Source organism: Streptomyces nymphaeiformis (genome assembly GCF_014203895.1).
GTDB lineage: Bacteria > Actinomycetota > Actinomycetes > Streptomycetales > Streptomycetaceae > Streptomyces > Streptomyces nymphaeiformis.
This window is the reverse complement of sequence record NZ_JACHJY010000012.1, coordinates 164,857-180,487: the sequence shown is the minus strand read 5'-3', so window position 1 is coordinate 180,487 and position 15,631 is coordinate 164,857. Positions and strand designations below refer to the sequence as shown.

Here is a 15,631-nt window from a genome sequence, read left to right as displayed (position 1 = left end):
CAACGTAGCTTTTCCTTCATCGGAAACGGCGCGGCGAACAAGCGCCCGCCACAGACGAAGGAGCAGCACCATGCAGAAGTTCGACACCACCGCCCCGATCGCCACCGTCCTCGCCGTCCCCGCCGGCCGCATCCGCCTCATCGCCGCCGACCGGGCCGACGCCACCGTCGAGGTCCTGCCCGCCGACCCCTCCAAGAGCCGCGACGTGAAGACGGCCGAGCGCACCGAAGTCGCCTACGCCGACGGCGTCCTGCGCGTCGAGGTCCCGAAGACGAAGAACGGCATCCTCGGGGGCAACGGATCCATCGAGGTCACCGTCCAGCTCCCGGCCGGCTCCCGCGTCGAGGCCGAGGCCGCCGCGACCGAGTTCCGCGGCGTCGGACGGCTCGGCGAGGTCGTCTTCGAGGGCGCGTACGGCCAGATCAAGATCGACGAGGCCGCCGGCCTCCGCCTCAACGCCGCCGACGGCGACGTCGAGGTCGGCCGGCTGACCGGCCCGGCGGAGATCAGCACCGCGCGGGGCGACATCCGCATCGCCGAGGCGACGGGCGGCACGCTCACCCTGACCACCCAGAAGGGCGACATCGCGGTCGGCGCGGCGGCCGGCGTCTCCGCCTCCCTGAACGCGGGCACCGCCTACGGCCGCGTCGACAACTCCCTGCGCAACGACGGCACGTCGGCCCTGAACATCCAGGCGACCACGGCGTACGGCGACATCACGGCCCGAAGCCTCTAACCCACCCACGGCCTTCCAGGAGCCATCACCATGACCACCACGGCGATCGCGGCGAACGGGCTGCGCAAGTCCTACGGCGACAAGACCGTCCTCGACGGCATCGACCTGACCGTCCCCGAGGGCACGATCTTCGCCCTGCTCGGCCCGAACGGCGCGGGCAAGACGACCGCCGTGAAGATCCTCTCCACGCTGATCACGGCGGACGGCGGCCGGGCGCAGGTCGCCGGCCACGACCTCACCGCGCAGGCGCAGTCCGTCCGGGCGGCGATCGGCGTCACCGGCCAGTTCTCCGCGGTCGACGGCCTGATCACGGGAGAGGAGAACATGCTCCTGATGGCGGACCTGAACCACCTGTCGAAGCAGGAGGGCCGCCGGGTCGCCGCCGAACTCCTCGCCCGCTTCGACCTGACGGAGGCCGCGAAGAAGCCGGCCTCCACGTACTCCGGCGGCATGAAGCGCCGCCTGGACATCGCGATGACGCTGGTCGGCAGCCCGAGGATCATCTTCCTCGACGAGCCGACGACGGGCCTGGACCCCCGCTCCCGCCACAACATGTGGCAGATCATCCGCGAACTCGTCGCCGACGGCGTGACGGTCTTCCTGACGACGCAGTACCTGGAGGAGGCCGACCAGCTGGCCGACCGCATCGCGGTCCTCAACAACGGCAAGATCGCGGCGGAGGGAACGGCCGAGGAGCTCAAGCGCATGATCCCGGGCGGGCACATCCGCCTCCGCTTCACCGACCCGGACGCCTACCGCTCGGCCGCCACCACGCTCCACGAAGCGGCCCGCGACGACGAGGCGCTGGCGCTGCAGCTCCCGAGCGACGGCAGCCAGCGCAACCTGCGCACGATCCTCGACCGACTCGACGCGTCGGGAATCGAGGCGGACGAACTGACGGTCCACACCCCGGACCTGGACGACGTCTTCTTCGCCCTGACCGCCACCACCACCGTCCCCGCCCAGCAGAAGGAGTCCGCCCGATGAGCACCCTGTCCCTGGCCGCCCGTGACACGACGACGATGCTGCGGCGCAACCTCCTGCACGCCCGCCGCTACCCCTCCCTCACGCTGAACCTGCTCCTCACCCCGATCATGCTGCTCCTGCTCTTCGTCTACATCTTCGGAGACACGATGAGCGCGGGCATGGGCGGCGGGGACCGCTCCGACTACATCGCGTACCTGGTCCCGGGCCTGTTGCTGATGACGATCGGCTCGACGACGATCGGCACGGCGGTCTCGGTCTCGAACGACATGACCGAGGGCATCATCGCCCGCTTCCGGACCATGGCGATCCACCGCGGCTCGGTCATCACCGGCCACGTCATCGGCAGCGTCCTGCAGTCCGTCATCAGCGTCGTCCTCGTCGGCGCGGTCGGTGTCGCGATCGGCTTCCGCTCGACGGACGCGACGGCACTGGAGTGGCTGGCGGCCTTCGCGCTCCTGGTCCTCTTCGCCACGGCGCTGACCTGGATCGCGGTCGGGATGGGCATGGTGAGCCCGAACGCGGAGGCGGCCAGCAACAACGCGATGCCGCTGATCTTCCTCCCCCTGATCTCCAGCACCTTCGTGCCGGTCGACCAGATGCCCGGCTGGTTCCAGCCGATCGCCGAGTACCAGCCCTTCACCCCGGCCATCGAAACCCTCCGCGGCCTGCTCCTCGGCACCGAGATCGGCCACAACGGCTGGCTGGCCCTGGCCTGGTGCGTGGCCCTGACGGCCCTCGGCTACTTCTGGTCGAAGGCGGTGTTCGACCGAGACGCCAAGTGACCCGCGTGACCCGCACGATGAACGTCCTGGAAGGCCCGTCGCCACCACCCTGCCGGTGGACGCGACGGGCCTTCGGGCTGTCCACCTCGGCGGGCCGTCCGGCGGTCCAAGGGGGAGGGGGAGGCCCTACGGGGTCAGGGGTGTCACGGCGCGGGCGGGGCAGGGGGTTTCGTCGGCGACGGAGTCGAGGCGGGGGTGTCGGACGATCTCGTGCGAGAACCGGCTGAAGGCGCGTCACATCCGGGATCTCAGCACGTCGACCTCGCAGCCCGGTGCGAAGGGGTCGAAGCCGTGCTCGATCAGCCAGCGAACCGCCAGCAGGCTTCGCAACGACCACCACGCGTGGATCACGTCGAGGTCGAGGTCGAGGTCGGTGCCGTAGCCGGCGAGGACGTCGTCGAGGTGCTCCTCGTGTCCGAGCGTGAAGGTGGCGAGGTCGTACAGGGCGTCGCCCTGGCCCGCCTCGGACCAGTCGATGATGCCCGTGACCTCGTCGCCGTCGACGAAGACGTGCGCGATCTGCAGGTCGCCGTGCGTGAACGCCGGAGTCCACGGCCGGAGCGCGGCCTCGGCGACCTGGCGGTTGCGGGTGACCAGATCGGCGGGCAGGAGGCCGTTCGTCACGAGCGACTCGCACTCGGCGTCGAGTTCCGCCGCCAGCGCGACGACGCTCCGCCCGGCCTGGCCCGGCCAGGACGGCAGCGGCGCGTCGTGCAGCTTCCGGATGGCGGCGCCCGCCGCGGCCCACGCCGCCGGCGACCCGGTCGACGGCCCGCCGAGGCGCCCGAGCGTCGTCCCCGGCAGCGCGGCGATCGCGAGCACGGGCGGCTTGCGCCACAGGACCTCCGGGGTCGGGACCGGTGCCAGGGACATCGCCTCGACCTCGACGTCGATGCGCGCCTGATCCGCGTCCACCTTCAGGAACACGTCGCCGACGCGCAGAGTCGCACGCTCGGAATGGGCGACGACGACCTTGACCTCATCCATGGGCGACCAGTATCCCGGGGATGAGCACCGACGTCGCCGGAAATGTGGGTTTCCCGCACCGGGAGCGGAGCGGACTTATTCGATTGCCGAGGCGACTCGCGGTCGTGAGAATCGGCGGTCGTCCAGCCTTTGGGCACCCCGGTTCGAGGAGATCACCATGGCGTACGAGGAGTCCTGGTACGCGGTTCGGTGCGTGTTCCAGTGGGTGGCCTGGGAGGGCGCGCCCTACGAGGAGCGCCTGACGTTGTGGCGGGCCGGCTCGATGGAGCAGGCCATCGCCCGGGCGGAGGGCGAGGCGCGGACCTATGCGACGGAGAACGGTCACCGGTACCTGGAGCTGGCCCAGTGCTACCGCCTGGCGACCGACGGCCGGCCGGACGACGGAGACGAGGTCTTCTCGCTGGTGCGGGACAGCCCCCTCGGCGAAGAGGCCTATCTGGACCAGTACTTCGACACCGGCCACGAGCACCAGGGGACGTGACGATGACCGAGATCAGGCTGCGCCTGTCGGTGCGGGATCTCACCGAGGCGGACCTGCCGGCCTGTGGATGGGCCGGTTCGCCCAAGCACGTGCGTGAGCTCGTCCACCAGATCCGCCGCGCCGAGGCGGGCGAGGTCGACTACCTGGCGGTGTGCACGCCGGCCGGGCTGCCGGTGGCCGTCGGCGGCGTCGACTACACGGTCAGGCCCGGCGCGGGCACGCTGTGGCAGCTCGGCGTCCTCCCGGCCCTGCAGTCCTGCGGGATCGGCACGTTCCTGATCGGCTCCGCCGAGCAGCGGATCGCGGCCCGGGGCCTGACCCGCGCCGAACTCGGCGTGGAGGAGGACAACCCCCGCGCCCGGGCCCTCTACGAACGCCTCGGCTACCGGGCCTTCGGCCGCGAGCCCGACTCCTGGGACGTGGAGACGGAGGACGGCTCCCTCCGGCGGTACGAGACGATGTGCACGCTGATGCGGAAGGACCTGGGCTGACGCGGGCGCCCGCCGGGGCCCCGGCCGCGTGCCCGCCGGGTCATACCGCCGCGAGCCGGTCCACCACCAGTTCCACCCTCTGCTCCATGAACTCCCGCGGCTGCCGGCCCGCGCGGGACAGGGTGGCGAGGCCGTGCAGGGCCGCCCAGAACGTCTCGGTGAACATCTCCGGGTGGACGCCCTCCCCGGCGACCTCGCCGAGGCACTCCAGCAGGGCGGCGAAGGCGTCCTTCAGCGGCGCCGGCGTGTCCTCCTGCGCGTACGCCAGGCCGCCGTCGAGCTGGAACAGGGCGTCGTAGACCGCCGGGTGGGACTCCGCGAAGTCGAGGTAGGCGCGGGCGAGGGCGGTGACCCGGGCGCGCGGGCCGCCCGCAGCGGTGGACGCGGCGGCGGTCGCGGCCCGCAGCGCCGCGGCCATCTCGGTGGCGCCTTCGAGGGCGACGGCGCCGATGATCTCGCGCTTGCCCCGGAAGTGGCTGTAGAGGACGGGCTGGCTGTACTCGATGCGTTCGGCGAGTCGGCGGGTGGTGACCGCGTCCCAGCCCTGCTGCTCGGCGAGTTCGCGGGCCGCCGCGACGATGAGTCGCTCCCGGTCCGCCCGTTCGCGCTGCTTGCGTTCCTGTACCGACATGATTCGATCCTAGCATCGCTAGACAATCGAGCGGCAGTAGGTCTAGCGTTGCCTCATCGGCTAGCAACGCTAGATCGCAGGAATCGCAGGAGGGGTCATCATGCTCAACGCACTGCAGGTGCTCACCACGGTGGTCGTCGGCCTGATGGTGGGGGTCGAGTTCGCCGTCGCCTTCGTCATGAACCGGATCTTCAGTGCACTTCCCGAGGACAGCGACCAGCAGGCCCGCTCCCACGGGGGCCGGATGCTCGGCGCCCTCATGCCGTTCTGGTACATCGGCTCGCTCGTCCTGAGCGCGATCTGGGCCGTCTCCGGATGGCACGACCAGGGCGCGACCCTCGTCGTCATCGCCGCCGGGCTGCTGATCGTGAGTGTGCTCATGTCGGTCCTGCTGCTCGTCCCGATCAACAACCGCGGCAAGACGTGGACTCCCGAGAACCGCCCCGAGGACTGGAAGGAGCAGATGAACCGCTGGGACCGCTACCACTACGCCCGCGTCGCCGTCATCGTCGCCGCCTTCACCCTCCTGGTCACCGCCCTCGTCTGAGCCCGCGGAACCCGCGCGCGGTCCGACCCGGTCCGACGGCTTCCCGACCCGGTCCGACGACTTCCCGGCCCCTGCCGTGCGGCGGGGGCCGTCGCCTTGATCGGCAACCTCAGATCTCCCTCAGGGAATTCACTCCTGCCTTAACCCGCTCAATCCCGCGCGGTAACTTCCCCCCAACGGAGTCGCCCTGACCAGGCGGCTGCTTCCAAGGGGGATGTATGCGTATCGACATGAGGCATGTGATGGCGGCGGCCGCCGTTTCGGCGGTGCTCGTCTCCAGCGGCTGTTCTGCCGGAGGAGGAAGCGCTCCCGCGCAGGCCGGGCCGTCCGGATCGCCGTCGTCACCTGCCGCGACCCGGACCCCGGACGAGTCTCCCGGGGGATCGGTCGAGGCGGCTCCCAGGCTTCCCGACGGGAAGGTGATCGCCTCGGTGGCCGATGTCCACGGGAACAGGGAGATCCCGCTTGAGGGAGGCGCGCGCGGCGGCGCTCTCGACATCATGGTGTCTTGCAAGGGGAAGGGGACCGTCAAGGTTTCCGTCGAGCCTTCGAAGACCGTGTTCGAGACGGAATGCGTGGCCGGTCAGGTCAGCACGAACCTCGACCGGAGCGACCTCGGCCACGACCGCACGCCGGCCTACGTCCAGGTGGAGGCCCCGGCGTCGGTGGGCTGGGCGATGAGCGTCGGGCGGGCGTGACGCGTCGCTCGTTCGGGGGCCGTCGCGGTGCGGGGCGCCCGGCCGGCTGGTCTGCTGGTCGGGACCCCCGTCCCGGACGTACAGGAGCAGGACCATGAACAAGGGCGTCGTCGTCACCGTGGAGATCCCCGGCGGGACCCAGGAGCAGTACGAGCGGACCACCCGGCTGATCCAGGACGCCGAGTGGTTCCCGCCGCCCGGGTTCATCGCGCACGCGTCCGGGCCGGACGGGACCGGCGGGTGGCGGATCACGGACTTCTTCGACAGCGAGGAGAACTTCCTCGCCTTCGTGGAGAAGGCCAAGCCGTTCTTCGAGCAGACGGGCACCCCGCCGATCATGCCGCGCGTGCAGCACGTCGTGAACGTGCTCGTGCGGCCCGAGCCCAAGTAGCCCGGGTACGACAGGGCGAAAACCCTTTGCGGGGCGGGGCGGAGGGCGCCACGCTCTCTGCATGACCAGCCATTCCCCGCGTCCTGTCGCCGATCTGTTCGCCGCCGACGGGCGCCTCAAGGCGATCCCGCGGAAGCCCGCCCGCCGCGAGGCGCTGCTCGCGCACCTCGCCGCGGCCCTCTTCGAGGCGGACCGGACGTACAGCGAACCCCAGGTCAACGACGCCCTGCGGTCCGTGCACGACGACTTTCCGGCCCTGCGCCGGTACCTCGTGACCGGCGGTTTCCTCTCCCGTACGAGGGACGGCGCGGACTACCGCCGACAGCAGCAGCCCGGTTCCCCCGGAGGCGCGATCCCCGCCGTCGCGTGACGGCCGCGGTGGTGGCCGGCCTGCTGGCCGGCTACGGCATCGCGATCCCGGTCGGCGCGGTCGGCGCCTACCTCGTGGCCGTCACGGCCCGTACCGGCTGGCGTACGGGCGCCGGCGCGGCCCTCGGCGTCGCCACGGCCGACGGGGCGTACGCCCTGCTCGCCGTGGCCGGGGGCTCCGCACTCGTTCCCGTGCTCACGCCCGTGATGACCCCGCTGCGGTGGACGTCCGCCGTCGTGCTCGCGGTGCTCGCGGTCCGGGCCGCGTGGACGGCGCTCGCCGCGCACCGCGCGGGAGGGCTCGCCTCCCGGGACGACGGGACCGTCCTCACGCCGGCCCGCGCGTACGGCACCTTCCTGGGGATCACGATCCTCAACCCGATGACGGTGATCTACTTCGCCGCCCTCGTCCTCGCCACGGGCCCCTCCGCCCCCACCACCCCCACCGACCGCGCCGCCTTCGTCCTCGGCGCCCTCGCCGCCTCGGCCAGCTGGCAACTCCTCCTCGCCCTGGGCGGCACACTCCTGGGCCGCACCCTGACGGGCGCCCGGGGCCGCCTGACCACGGCCCTCGCGTCGAGCACGCTGATCGTGATACTCGCGGTGCGGCTCGTCGCCGAGGGCTGACCAGGCTGTGGCACCCCGGAGCCATGGAGCTTCCTTGGACACGAGAGCCTCCAGCCGGCTGGTTGGTGCACGTCGACGCGGAAAGCATCCCGCACTTCGGGCTCAGGCGCGGGCGTACCGGGCCAGGAACAGGTCCACCCCCGAGCCGATCACCCGCGTCAGCTCCTCGTCGTCGATCTCCGCGTCCGGGGAGAACGTGCGGACCAGCTGCGGCACGCCCACCGTCGCCCCGACCAGCTGCTGCACGGCCAGCGTGGGGTCGGGGGTGTCGAGGACCCCCCGTGCGCTCAGCTCGGTGACGGCCTCGATCAGCGGGACGTTGTTCATGTCGTACGTGACCCGGTACCAGAGCTGGCCCAGCTGCGGGAAGCGGTCGATCTCGCCGATCACCAGACGCCGCAGCTTCATGATGTCGGGGCGCAGCAGGATCCGGGCCCAGTCGGTGGCGAGCCCGACGAGCGCGGCCCGCAGGTCCGGGGCGTCGGCGATCGTCGAGTTCGACGGCTCCAGGTCCGCGTACGTCTTCGGCAGGACGCCGCCGATCACGGCCAGGAACAGACGTTCCTTGCTGCCGAAGTGCTTGTAGATCGTCGCCTTCGACACGCCCGAACCGCGTGTGATCGCGTCCATGGAGGCCGCCGAGTACCCCTCCGCGAGGAACTCCGCGAGCGCCGCGTCGATGATCGCCTGGCGCTTGCGCGAGGCCGCGTCCGCCGGGTCCGGGATGATCGGGATGCCGTACTCGTCGATCGCGTCGGCGTCCATGGCGGTGGTCCTTCGGTCGGTGGCTGCTGCGGTTCCCACTATATGAACTGAACGGTTTGGTCTGCAAAGGACGCCAGGGCCGGGCCGGCCGCCACGCCGATCAGGAAGGCGAGGTTGAACAGGCCGATCGCGTTGCCGTGGCGGGCCGCCGGCAGGGTTTCCGTCGCGGCGCCCGACAGCAGCCCCTGACCGCCCGCCGTCACCAGCGCGCTCGTCCCCGAGCCGACCAGCACCGCCACCGGCCACGGCGCGGTCACCGCGAGCGCCAGCGCCACCGCCGAACCGGCCCCGAGCAGTCCCTTCAGCCGGGCCGCGCCCAGCGTCGGCGCCCCGCGCACCAGCTGCCAGGACAGCAGCGCCCCGGCGAGCGCGGCGACCGACGCGACCGCCCCCGTCTCCACCGGACCCCAGCCGGTGAGCGCGGCGACGCGGCGCGGAGCCGCGTACAGGAGGGCGAAGTTGACGGTGGAGAGGGTCAGCATCAGCGCGGCGGCGGCCAGGAAGCGGCTGTTTCGGAGGATGTCGAGGGGGAGGCCGGGGGTGGGGGCGGGTGTGCGGGGGGACTCCTCGTTCGCCAGGGCGAGTGCCGGGCGCAGGGAGAGCAGGCTGAGGAGCGGGAGGACAAGGGCTCCGCGCCAGCCGAGCGCCCCCGCCACCGCCGCCCCTGTGAACAGGCCCGCCGTGCCTCCCACCGCGCTGCCGATCGCGACCAGGCCCGGCGTCCGGCCCGAGCGGTCCCGGCCGGCCAGCTGGAACGCGGCGACGTTCAGGCCCGCCGCGCCTGCCGCCTCCAGGGCCCGGCCCGCGACCGCCAGGGGCAGGTTCGGTGCGAGGAGGACGACCAGTGCGCCGAGGGCCACGAGGGCGGCGGCGGCCTTGACGACTCCGGCGGTGCCGTGGCGGCGGCCGGCGGTGGCCGAGAGGAGGGGGGTTCCCAGGGCCATGCCGAGGCCGAAGGCGGTCATGAGCCAGGCGGTGGCGGCGGGCGTGGCGGACAGCGCGCGTGCGGCCTCGGGGAGCGCGAGGCTGGGCCCGGAGACCCCCATCGAGGCGGGCGCCGCAAGGGCGGCGAGGAGAGGGCCGGTGCGGCCCGCGAACGGGCCTGCGGAACGCCCGTCCACCCACCGCGCGCCCGCGAACCGCCTGTCCGTGAACGGGCCGCTCATACCGGCATCCGCCCCATCGCGCCCCTCCTGAAGTCCCTCTCCGCCTCCCGGAGTTCCGCCACCGTGTTCATCACGAACGGGCCGCTGCGGGCGACCGGTTCGCCGATCGGTTCGCCCGTCAGGATCAGGACCTCGGCGGCGGTGTCCGGGGCCTCGACCGCGAAGCGGTCGCCGTCCTGGGCGAGGACCGCGAGGTGGCCGTCGGGGAGGGCCTCGCCGGCCACCGTGACCTCGCCCCGCATCACGTACACCATCGCGTTGTGCCCCACCGGGGCCGTGAACTCGGCGCTCGTGCCGGCCGCGAGCCGGCCGTGGGCGACGAGTACCGGCGTACGGGTCTCGAAGGGGCCCGTCACGCCGTGGCTGGCCCCGGCGAGGACCGTGATCTCGGCGCCCTCCGGGGTGACCGCCACCGGCAGGTCGCCGGCCTCGGCGTTCTGGCTGCGCGGAGGGGTCCCCTTGAGGTGGGCGGGGAGGTTCAGCCAGATCTGGAGCATGTGCTGCCGGCCGCCCGAGGCGAGGAACTCCGGTGTGGGCAGGGCCTCGTGGACGATCCCGGACCCGGCGGTGAGCCACTGGACGCCACCGGCGCGGACGACGGCGCTGTGGCCGCGCGAGTCGGCGTTCGCGATGTCGCCGTCGAGGACGTACTGGATGGTCTCGAAGCCCCGGTGCGGGTGCGGGGGCGCGCCCTTCGCCTCGCCGGGCGCGAGCTCGACCGGGCCGACCTGGTCGACCATCAGGAAGGGGTCCACGAAGGGGAGTTCCTCCGTGGGGAAGGGGCGGCGGACCGGGAAGCCGGCGCCCTCGTAGGTGTGGAAGGGGCGGGCCGTGCGGGCGACGGTCCGGCCGGCGGGCCGAGGGGCGCTGGGAGTGGTCATGGCTCGACTGAACTACACCATTCAGTTCACTGTCAAGACTGAACCGTTTCGTTGACAGAATGAACCGATCGGTTTAGCTTCCTCGGTAGCGAGTCCGGCACCCGCCGGCTCGCCCGACGAAACGGGGGGTTCCCATGACCGCGTCCACGATCCTCGCCATCTCCGGCTCGCTCCGCGCCAGCTCGCACAACACGCAACTGCTCCGCGCCGCCCAGAAGTTCAACCCCGGCGGCCAGGAGATCGAGATCTACGAGGACCTCCGCGAGATCCCGCCCTACGACCTCGACCTCGACACCCCCGAGAAGCGCCCCGCCGTCGTCGAGGAGCTCCGCCGCCGGGTCGCCGAGGCCGACGGACTCCTCATCGCCACCCCGGAGTTCAACTACTCCATCCCCGGCGTCCTCAAGAACGCGCTCGACTGGCTGTCCACCGACTGGACGAAGACCGAGGGCCTCCCGCTGCACCGCAAGCCCGTCGCGATCCTCGGCGCCGCGCCCACCAACTTCGGCACCGTCCGGGCGCAGCTCGCCCTCCGCCAGGTCTTCGTCTGGACCGACAGCGACGTCGTCGTGAAGCCCGAGGTCCACGTCTTCCGCTCGCACGAGCGCTTCGACGCCGACGGCAACCTCACGGACGAGACCACGATCGGGCTCCTCCAGGGCCTGCTGACCGCCCTCCAGGCCAAGATCGACGCCTCGAAGGCCGCCGCGTGAGCCCCCGTACGGAGGCCGTCACCGCCACCTACCTCGGCACGGCGACCGTCCTCCTCCGCATCGGCGACCTGACCCTCCTCACCGACCCCGCCCTCGACCCGGCCCCCGCCGACTACCCCGGCGCCCGCCCGCTCCACCGCACCGCGGGACCGGCCCTGACCGCCGCCGAACTCCCGCCCCTCGACCTGGTCCTGCTCTCGCACGACCAGCACGCCGACAACCTCGACCTGACCGGCCGTGAGGTCCTGAGCCGGGCGGCCCGAGTCCTCACCACCCCGGAGGCCGCCGAACGCCTCGGCGGCCGGGCGGAGGGCCTCGCGGCGTGGGAGAGCCGGACGATCACCTCCGGGGCGACGACCGTCACCGTCACGGCCACCCCCGCCCGGCACGGCCCGGAGGGCACCGAGCAGGTCACCGGCCCCGTCACGGGCTTCGTCGTCGCGTACGAGGGCGGCACGCTCTACGTCTCCGGCGACACCGTCCGCCACGGCGCCCTGACGGAGATCGGCGACCGCTTCCGTATCGACACGGCCTTCCTCCACCTCGGCGACGCGCACTTCCCGTCCACCGGCGACCGCGCCTTCTCGATGAGCGCGACGGAGGGCGCCGCCCTCGCCCGCACCCTCGGCGCCCGGACGGTGATCCCGCTCCACTACGACTCCTGGGACCACCTCGCCGAGGACCCGGCCCGCGTCACGGAGGCCTTCGCGGCCCCGGACCTGGCGGGACGGCTGCGGTGGCTGCGGCCGGGTGTCACCGAGGACCTCTGACCGCCCCTCAGCGACTCCGCCGCACCCCCGCCGTCACCGCGACGGCTCCCGCGACCGCGAGGACAGCGCCCGCCGCCATGACGCCCCGGCCGGAGCGGTACGAGAGCACCGACCAGCACGACCGCGCCGACAGTAGTGACCCGACGCTCGCCCAGGACCCGACGGACAGCGCCGAGGCGGCGGAGCCGACCGACCCGACGGAGAGGAACGAGCCGACCGAACCGATCGAGAGGGTCGAACCGACGGAACCGATGGACAGGAACGAGTCCCGGGACCAGAGCGAAAGACGCGAAGAGGAGCTCGAAGAGGCGGCCATGGACCGATCGTAGGTGCTCACGCGGCGAACGCCCCGGGACCGAACCGCCCCGCCCGTGTCACTCCGAGCCTGAGACCTGGATCACACGGGATGCCGTGTCACAGGCCGCGCTGCTGTCTCGTCTCGGGGACGTAAGCCCACCGACTCGTACCGAACCGAGGAGACACGACATGGACGCGCGACTCGACTTCTTCGCCAGCCCCACCGCCGGCAAGGCCTTCAAGCACCTCATGGCCGCCGGCCGGACCCTCAAGGACTCCACCCTCCCGGCCGCCGTCCAGGAGCTCGTCTCCCTCCGCGTCAGCCAGATCAACGGCTGCGGCGCCTGCCTCGACATGCACACCAAGGAGGCCCTCGCGGCGGGCGAGAGCCCCGTCCGCCTCGGCCTCGTCGCCGGCTGGCGCGAGGCCACCGTCTACACCGAGGCCGAGCGTGCCGCCCTCGCCCTCGCCGAGCAGGGCACCCGCGTCGCCGACGCGGGCGAAGGCGTCAGCGACGAGGTCTGGGACCGGGCCGCCCAGCACTTCGACCAGGAGCAGCTCACCGCCCTCGTCCTCCTGGTTTCCTTCATGAACGCCGCCACCCGCATGAACATCATCAGCAAGCAGCCGGCCGGCGGCTACGAGGTCGGCGCGTTCCACTGAACGGGGAGTGACATGGGCAAGGTCGAGGAGTTCCAGGAACTGCGGCCACTGCTGTTCTCGATCGCGTACCGGATGCTCGGCAGCGTCAGCGAGGCCGAGGACGCCGTGCAGGAGACGTGGCTGCGGTACGACGCCTCCCCGACCACGCCCACCTCCGCCAAGGCGTACCTCTCCGCCACGGTCACCCGGATCGCCATCGACGTCCTCCGCTCCGCGCGCGTCCGCCGAGAGGAGTACGTCGGACCGTGGTTCCCCGAACCGCTCCTCGACGATCCGTACGAGGACCCCGAGCGCGCGGCCGAGCTCGCCGACTCCGTGTCGATGGCCGCGCTGCTGCTCCTCGAACGCCTCAGCCCCCTCGAACGCTCCGTGTTCGTCCTCCGCGAGGTCTTCGGCTTCGGCTTCGACGAGATCGCCTCCGCCGTCGGCCGTACGGAGCAGGCCTGCCGCCAGTTGTTGGTACGCGCCCGTCGGCACATGCGCGACGGCCGGCCCCGCTTCGAGGCGGACCCCGCCGAAAGCAGGGAGCTGGCCGCCCGCTTCTTCGACGCCCTGAAGGGCGGCGACGTCGACGGCCTGCGGGGCCTCCTCGCCGCCGACGTCCAGATGGTCGGCGACGGCGGCGGGAAGGCCCCGCAGCTGGCCCGCGCGATCACCGGCGCGGACAACGTGGCCAAGCTGCTGGCCGTGGTGTTTCCCCGGATGGCACAGGTCGCCATCACCTTCGAGCCGCACGACGTCAACGGCCAGCCGGGTGCCGTCTTCCGCGACCGCGACGGCAAGGTCCTGCACACGCTGGTCCTCGACATCGCCGAGGGCCGCGTGCAGGCCATCCGCTCCGTCATCAACCCCGACAAGCTCGCCCACCTGGGCCCGGTCGCCGACGCCTGGGCGATCCACGAGGAGGTCCGCGAGGCCCGCCGGGGGTAGCGCCTCAGCCCGCCTTGACGGCCTCGACGAACGGCGCCCAGACGGCGGCGGGGAGGAGGAGGACGGGGCCGTCGGGGCGCTTGGAGTCACGGACGGGGACGAGGCCGGGGACGTCGTCGGCCACTTCGAGGCAGTCGCCGCCGTCCCCGTTGCTGTAGCTGCTCTTGCGCCAGACGGCGGCGGTCAGGTCAAGGGCGTTGCTGGCCATGTCGGTAGTCCTCAGCCGCTTGCTCGATCAGGGCGAGGGACGCCTCCGGCGGCAAGGCGGCGGCCCTCAGCCGATCGTATGCCTTGCGGTACTGCTTCACGAGGGCCGGATCGTCCACTGTCTGGCCGTGGTACGGACCCTCGGTGTACACCAACGGCGCTTCGTCCTCGAACTCCAGGAACTTCAGTGGCAAGGCCGCGAAGGGGCGGGTCGGGCCGTTCCACGGCAGGATCTGCAGAACGACGCGGCCACGCCGTACGAGCTCCGCGATGTGCCCCAGTTGCTCGGCCATCTCCGCCGCCGGAATCACGGGGTTGCGCACGAGGGACTCGTGCAGAACCACCCAGTACTCGGGCTTCTTCGGGTCCTCGAAGAGCTTCGCCCGCTTCAACCGCGACGCGATCTTGGTGTCGATCTCCTCCGGCGTACTCAGCGGGTGCGTCGAACGGATCACCGCTCTCGTGTACGCGGGGGTCTGGAGCAGGCCCGGAATCAGGGCGTTGCACCACTCGTCGATCGTCAGCGCCCGCTGCTCCGCCTCCGCGATCGGCGCGAAGTACGCCGCATGCGCACCCTGCTTCGCCTTCCTCACGTCCTCGCAGCCCCGCGCGAAGAAGCCGTCCGTCCGCAGCACGCGGTCCACGTGCTGGGCCAGGTCCAGCGGCATGCGGCGCTTGCCGCGCTCGATCTCGCTCAGATAGCTGACTCCATAGAAACTGCCCTCCACCAACCCCTCCAGCGTCAGCCCCGCCTCCTCCCTCTTGAAGCGGAGCTCCTTCCCGTAGAACTGCGGGACGCTCGCCGAGCCGTCGATGTCCTTGCGCGCAGCCACCGTTGACCGCCTTTCGCACCTTGCTCCGTGAAGCGGGAAACGCTTCCCACGGTAGGGCGCGGGGCGGCAGCGTGTGAGGGGTTCGTCACCGCACGCAACGAAAGGTGGACGCCCCATGGACGACGACATCACACCGGACGTCGACGCACTCCGTACCGCTCTCGCAGCTCACGGCATCACGCTGCCCTCCCTGGGGGTGGACCTGGTCACCTTCGCAGGGTCCACCATCCGCCCGCCGCTCGTCGCGCTCGGCCACTGCAACGTGGCGACCGCACGCCAGCTGGCCGACGTGCTCCGCAAGGCGGCCGGCGGGTGACGCTTCCGCTCACGGTCGAGCTGCTCGCGCTGCCCAAGGAGGTCGCGGAGGTGCGGCGGATGGTGGAGGGGGACGACGTACGGCTGTGTGTGAGCGAGCTGCTGACGAACGTCATCCGGCACGTGGGGGAGGGGACACCCGTCACCGTGCGGGTCGTCGCCGCGCGGGGCGGGCGGACACGGGTGGCCGTGACCGATCCCGACCCGCGCGTCTGGCCCGTACTGAGGGACGCCACGGACGACGCCGAGTCGGGGCGCGGGCTCGCCCTGCTGGACGCGCTGGCGGCGCGGTGGGGCGTGGACCAGGGGCCGTACGGCAAGACGGTCTGGTGCGAGCTCCGGGCCGGGCGGTCAGGGGCGTGAA

At 72.0% G+C, this 15,631-nt stretch carries 24 protein-coding genes; 17 read left to right on the top strand and 7 right to left on the bottom strand.

Going from position 1 to position 15,631, the window contains the following annotated elements:
* The first annotated feature begins 70 nt into the window (after positions 1-70).
* The 3 genes from GGE06_RS35635 to GGE06_RS35625 are packed head-to-tail and all read left to right on the top strand — an operon-like array spanning position 71 to position 2,505.
* Positions 71-736 (top strand): DUF4097 family beta strand repeat-containing protein, encoded by a 666-nt coding sequence (locus tag GGE06_RS35635; RefSeq protein WP_116159631.1) that lies wholly within the window; start codon positions 71-73, stop codon positions 734-736.
* 30 nt (positions 737-766) lie between these two features.
* Positions 767-1,723 (top strand): ATP-binding cassette domain-containing protein, encoded by a 957-nt coding sequence (locus tag GGE06_RS35630; RefSeq protein ID WP_184932722.1) that lies wholly within the window; start codon positions 767-769, stop codon positions 1,721-1,723.
* Positions 1,720-2,505, top strand: a complete 786-nt coding sequence (locus tag GGE06_RS35625; RefSeq protein WP_116159629.1) for an ABC transporter permease — start codon at positions 1,720-1,722, stop codon at positions 2,503-2,505. Before GGE06_RS35630 ends, GGE06_RS35625 begins: the two co-directional genes overlap by 4 nt.
* A 234-nt stretch (positions 2,506-2,739) precedes the next feature.
* On the opposite strand, the gene GGE06_RS35620 is transcribed toward GGE06_RS35625, so the two are convergent.
* Positions 2,740-3,492 (bottom strand): phosphotransferase family protein, encoded by a 753-nt coding sequence (locus GGE06_RS35620; RefSeq protein ID WP_116159628.1) that lies wholly within the window; start codon positions 3,490-3,492, stop codon positions 2,740-2,742.
* A gap of 157 nt (positions 3,493-3,649) precedes the next feature.
* Between GGE06_RS35620 and GGE06_RS35615 the strand changes: the two genes are divergently transcribed.
* Both GGE06_RS35615 and GGE06_RS35610 read left to right on the top strand, forming a co-directional pair.
* Positions 3,650-3,973 (top strand): hypothetical protein, encoded by a 324-nt coding sequence (locus GGE06_RS35615; protein ID WP_116159627.1) that lies wholly within the window; start codon positions 3,650-3,652, stop codon positions 3,971-3,973.
* Between the two features lie 2 nt (positions 3,974-3,975).
* Complete coding sequence (locus tag GGE06_RS35610; protein WP_184932721.1) at positions 3,976-4,464, top strand: GNAT family N-acetyltransferase; 489 nt, start codon at positions 3,976-3,978, stop codon at positions 4,462-4,464.
* 40 nt (positions 4,465-4,504) lie between these two features.
* On the opposite strand, the gene GGE06_RS35605 is transcribed toward GGE06_RS35610, so the two are convergent.
* Entirely contained in the window at positions 4,505-5,095 is a 591-nt protein-coding gene (locus GGE06_RS35605; protein ID WP_184932720.1) for a TetR/AcrR family transcriptional regulator, read from the bottom strand.
* 100 nt (positions 5,096-5,195) lie between these two features.
* On the opposite strand from GGE06_RS35605, the gene GGE06_RS35600 reads away from it, so the two are divergent.
* From GGE06_RS35600 to GGE06_RS35580, 5 genes are all read left to right on the top strand, one after another.
* A complete protein-coding gene (locus GGE06_RS35600; protein ID WP_116159624.1) occupies positions 5,196-5,642 on the top strand; it encodes an anthrone oxygenase family protein in 447 nt (148 codons plus the stop codon).
* Positions 5,643-5,860: 218 nt separating this feature from the next.
* Positions 5,861-6,340 (top strand): hypothetical protein, encoded by a 480-nt coding sequence (locus GGE06_RS43005; protein WP_246532927.1) that lies wholly within the window; start codon positions 5,861-5,863, stop codon positions 6,338-6,340.
* A gap of 94 nt (positions 6,341-6,434) precedes the next feature.
* The gene (locus tag GGE06_RS35590; protein ID WP_116159623.1) at positions 6,435-6,731 is read left to right on the top strand and encodes a hypothetical protein; all 297 of its coding nucleotides are present in this window, start codon (positions 6,435-6,437) and stop codon (positions 6,729-6,731) included.
* A 61-nt stretch (positions 6,732-6,792) separates the two neighbouring features.
* The gene (locus GGE06_RS35585; protein WP_116159622.1) at positions 6,793-7,101 is read left to right on the top strand and encodes a DUF2087 domain-containing protein; all 309 of its coding nucleotides are present in this window, start codon (positions 6,793-6,795) and stop codon (positions 7,099-7,101) included.
* Positions 7,098-7,727: a LysE/ArgO family amino acid transporter gene (locus GGE06_RS35580; RefSeq protein WP_116159621.1), complete on the top strand. Its 630-nt coding sequence runs from the start codon at positions 7,098-7,100 to the stop codon at positions 7,725-7,727. Before GGE06_RS35585 ends, GGE06_RS35580 begins: the two co-directional genes overlap by 4 nt.
* A 102-nt stretch (positions 7,728-7,829) precedes the next feature.
* Here the strand turns inward: GGE06_RS35580 and GGE06_RS35575 are convergent, their stop codons facing one another.
* From GGE06_RS35575 to GGE06_RS35565, 3 genes are read right to left on the bottom strand one after another with little or no spacing between them, the layout of a single operon-like run.
* Positions 7,830-8,492, bottom strand: a complete 663-nt coding sequence (locus tag GGE06_RS35575) for a TetR/AcrR family transcriptional regulator (protein WP_116159620.1) — start codon at positions 8,490-8,492, stop codon at positions 7,830-7,832.
* Between the two features lie 38 nt (positions 8,493-8,530).
* A complete protein-coding gene (locus tag GGE06_RS35570; protein ID WP_184932719.1) occupies positions 8,531-9,658 on the bottom strand; it encodes an MFS transporter in 1,128 nt (375 codons plus the stop codon).
* Positions 9,655-10,539 (bottom strand): pirin family protein, encoded by an 885-nt coding sequence (locus tag GGE06_RS35565; protein ID WP_116159618.1) that lies wholly within the window; start codon positions 10,537-10,539, stop codon positions 9,655-9,657. The genes GGE06_RS35570 and GGE06_RS35565 overlap by 4 nt, the downstream gene beginning before the upstream one ends.
* Before the next feature lie 134 nt (positions 10,540-10,673).
* Between GGE06_RS35565 and GGE06_RS35560 the strand changes: the two genes are divergently transcribed.
* The 5 genes from GGE06_RS35560 to GGE06_RS35540 all read left to right on the top strand — a co-directional run bounded on the left by GGE06_RS35560 (position 10,674) and on the right by GGE06_RS35540 (position 13,912).
* Positions 10,674-11,252, top strand: a complete 579-nt coding sequence (locus GGE06_RS35560; RefSeq protein ID WP_116159617.1) for an NADPH-dependent FMN reductase — start codon at positions 10,674-10,676, stop codon at positions 11,250-11,252.
* Positions 11,249-12,022 carry an MBL fold metallo-hydrolase gene (locus GGE06_RS35555; protein WP_116159616.1) on the top strand — a complete coding sequence of 258 codons (774 nt, stop codon included), beginning with the start codon at positions 11,249-11,251 and terminating at the stop codon, positions 12,020-12,022. Before GGE06_RS35560 ends, GGE06_RS35555 begins: the two co-directional genes overlap by 4 nt.
* Before the next feature lie 77 nt (positions 12,023-12,099).
* The gene (locus GGE06_RS44125; RefSeq protein ID WP_181924559.1) at positions 12,100-12,351 is read left to right on the top strand and encodes a hypothetical protein; all 252 of its coding nucleotides are present in this window, start codon (positions 12,100-12,102) and stop codon (positions 12,349-12,351) included.
* A 157-nt stretch (positions 12,352-12,508) separates the two neighbouring features.
* Positions 12,509-12,982, top strand: a complete 474-nt coding sequence (locus GGE06_RS35545; protein ID WP_116159614.1) for a carboxymuconolactone decarboxylase family protein — start codon at positions 12,509-12,511, stop codon at positions 12,980-12,982.
* 12 nt (positions 12,983-12,994) lie between these two features.
* Positions 12,995-13,912, top strand: coding sequence for an RNA polymerase sigma-70 factor (locus GGE06_RS35540; RefSeq protein ID WP_184932718.1), 918 nt, complete (start codon positions 12,995-12,997; stop codon positions 13,910-13,912).
* A 4-nt stretch (positions 13,913-13,916) separates the two neighbouring features.
* Here GGE06_RS35540 and GGE06_RS35535 read toward each other — a convergent pair whose 3' ends face one another.
* Together GGE06_RS35535 and GGE06_RS35530 are read right to left on the bottom strand one after the other, a co-directional pair.
* On the bottom strand, positions 13,917-14,120 hold the full coding sequence (locus GGE06_RS35535) for a DUF397 domain-containing protein (RefSeq protein ID WP_184932717.1): 204 nt from the start codon (positions 14,118-14,120) through the stop codon (positions 13,917-13,919).
* Entirely contained in the window at positions 14,101-14,952 is an 852-nt protein-coding gene (locus GGE06_RS35530; RefSeq protein WP_184932716.1) for a helix-turn-helix domain-containing protein, read from the bottom strand. Before GGE06_RS35530 ends, GGE06_RS35535 begins: the two co-directional genes overlap by 20 nt.
* Before the next feature lie 115 nt (positions 14,953-15,067).
* Here GGE06_RS35530 and GGE06_RS35525 point away from each other — a divergent pair, with 115 nt between their 5' ends.
* Positions 15,068-15,268 (top strand): hypothetical protein, encoded by a 201-nt coding sequence (locus GGE06_RS35525; protein ID WP_116159610.1) that lies wholly within the window; start codon positions 15,068-15,070, stop codon positions 15,266-15,268.
* Positions 15,265-15,630 (top strand): ATP-binding protein, encoded by a 366-nt coding sequence (locus GGE06_RS35520; protein ID WP_312883415.1) that lies wholly within the window; start codon positions 15,265-15,267, stop codon positions 15,628-15,630. Before GGE06_RS35525 ends, GGE06_RS35520 begins: the two co-directional genes overlap by 4 nt.
* Position 15,631 lies beyond the last annotated feature (1 nt).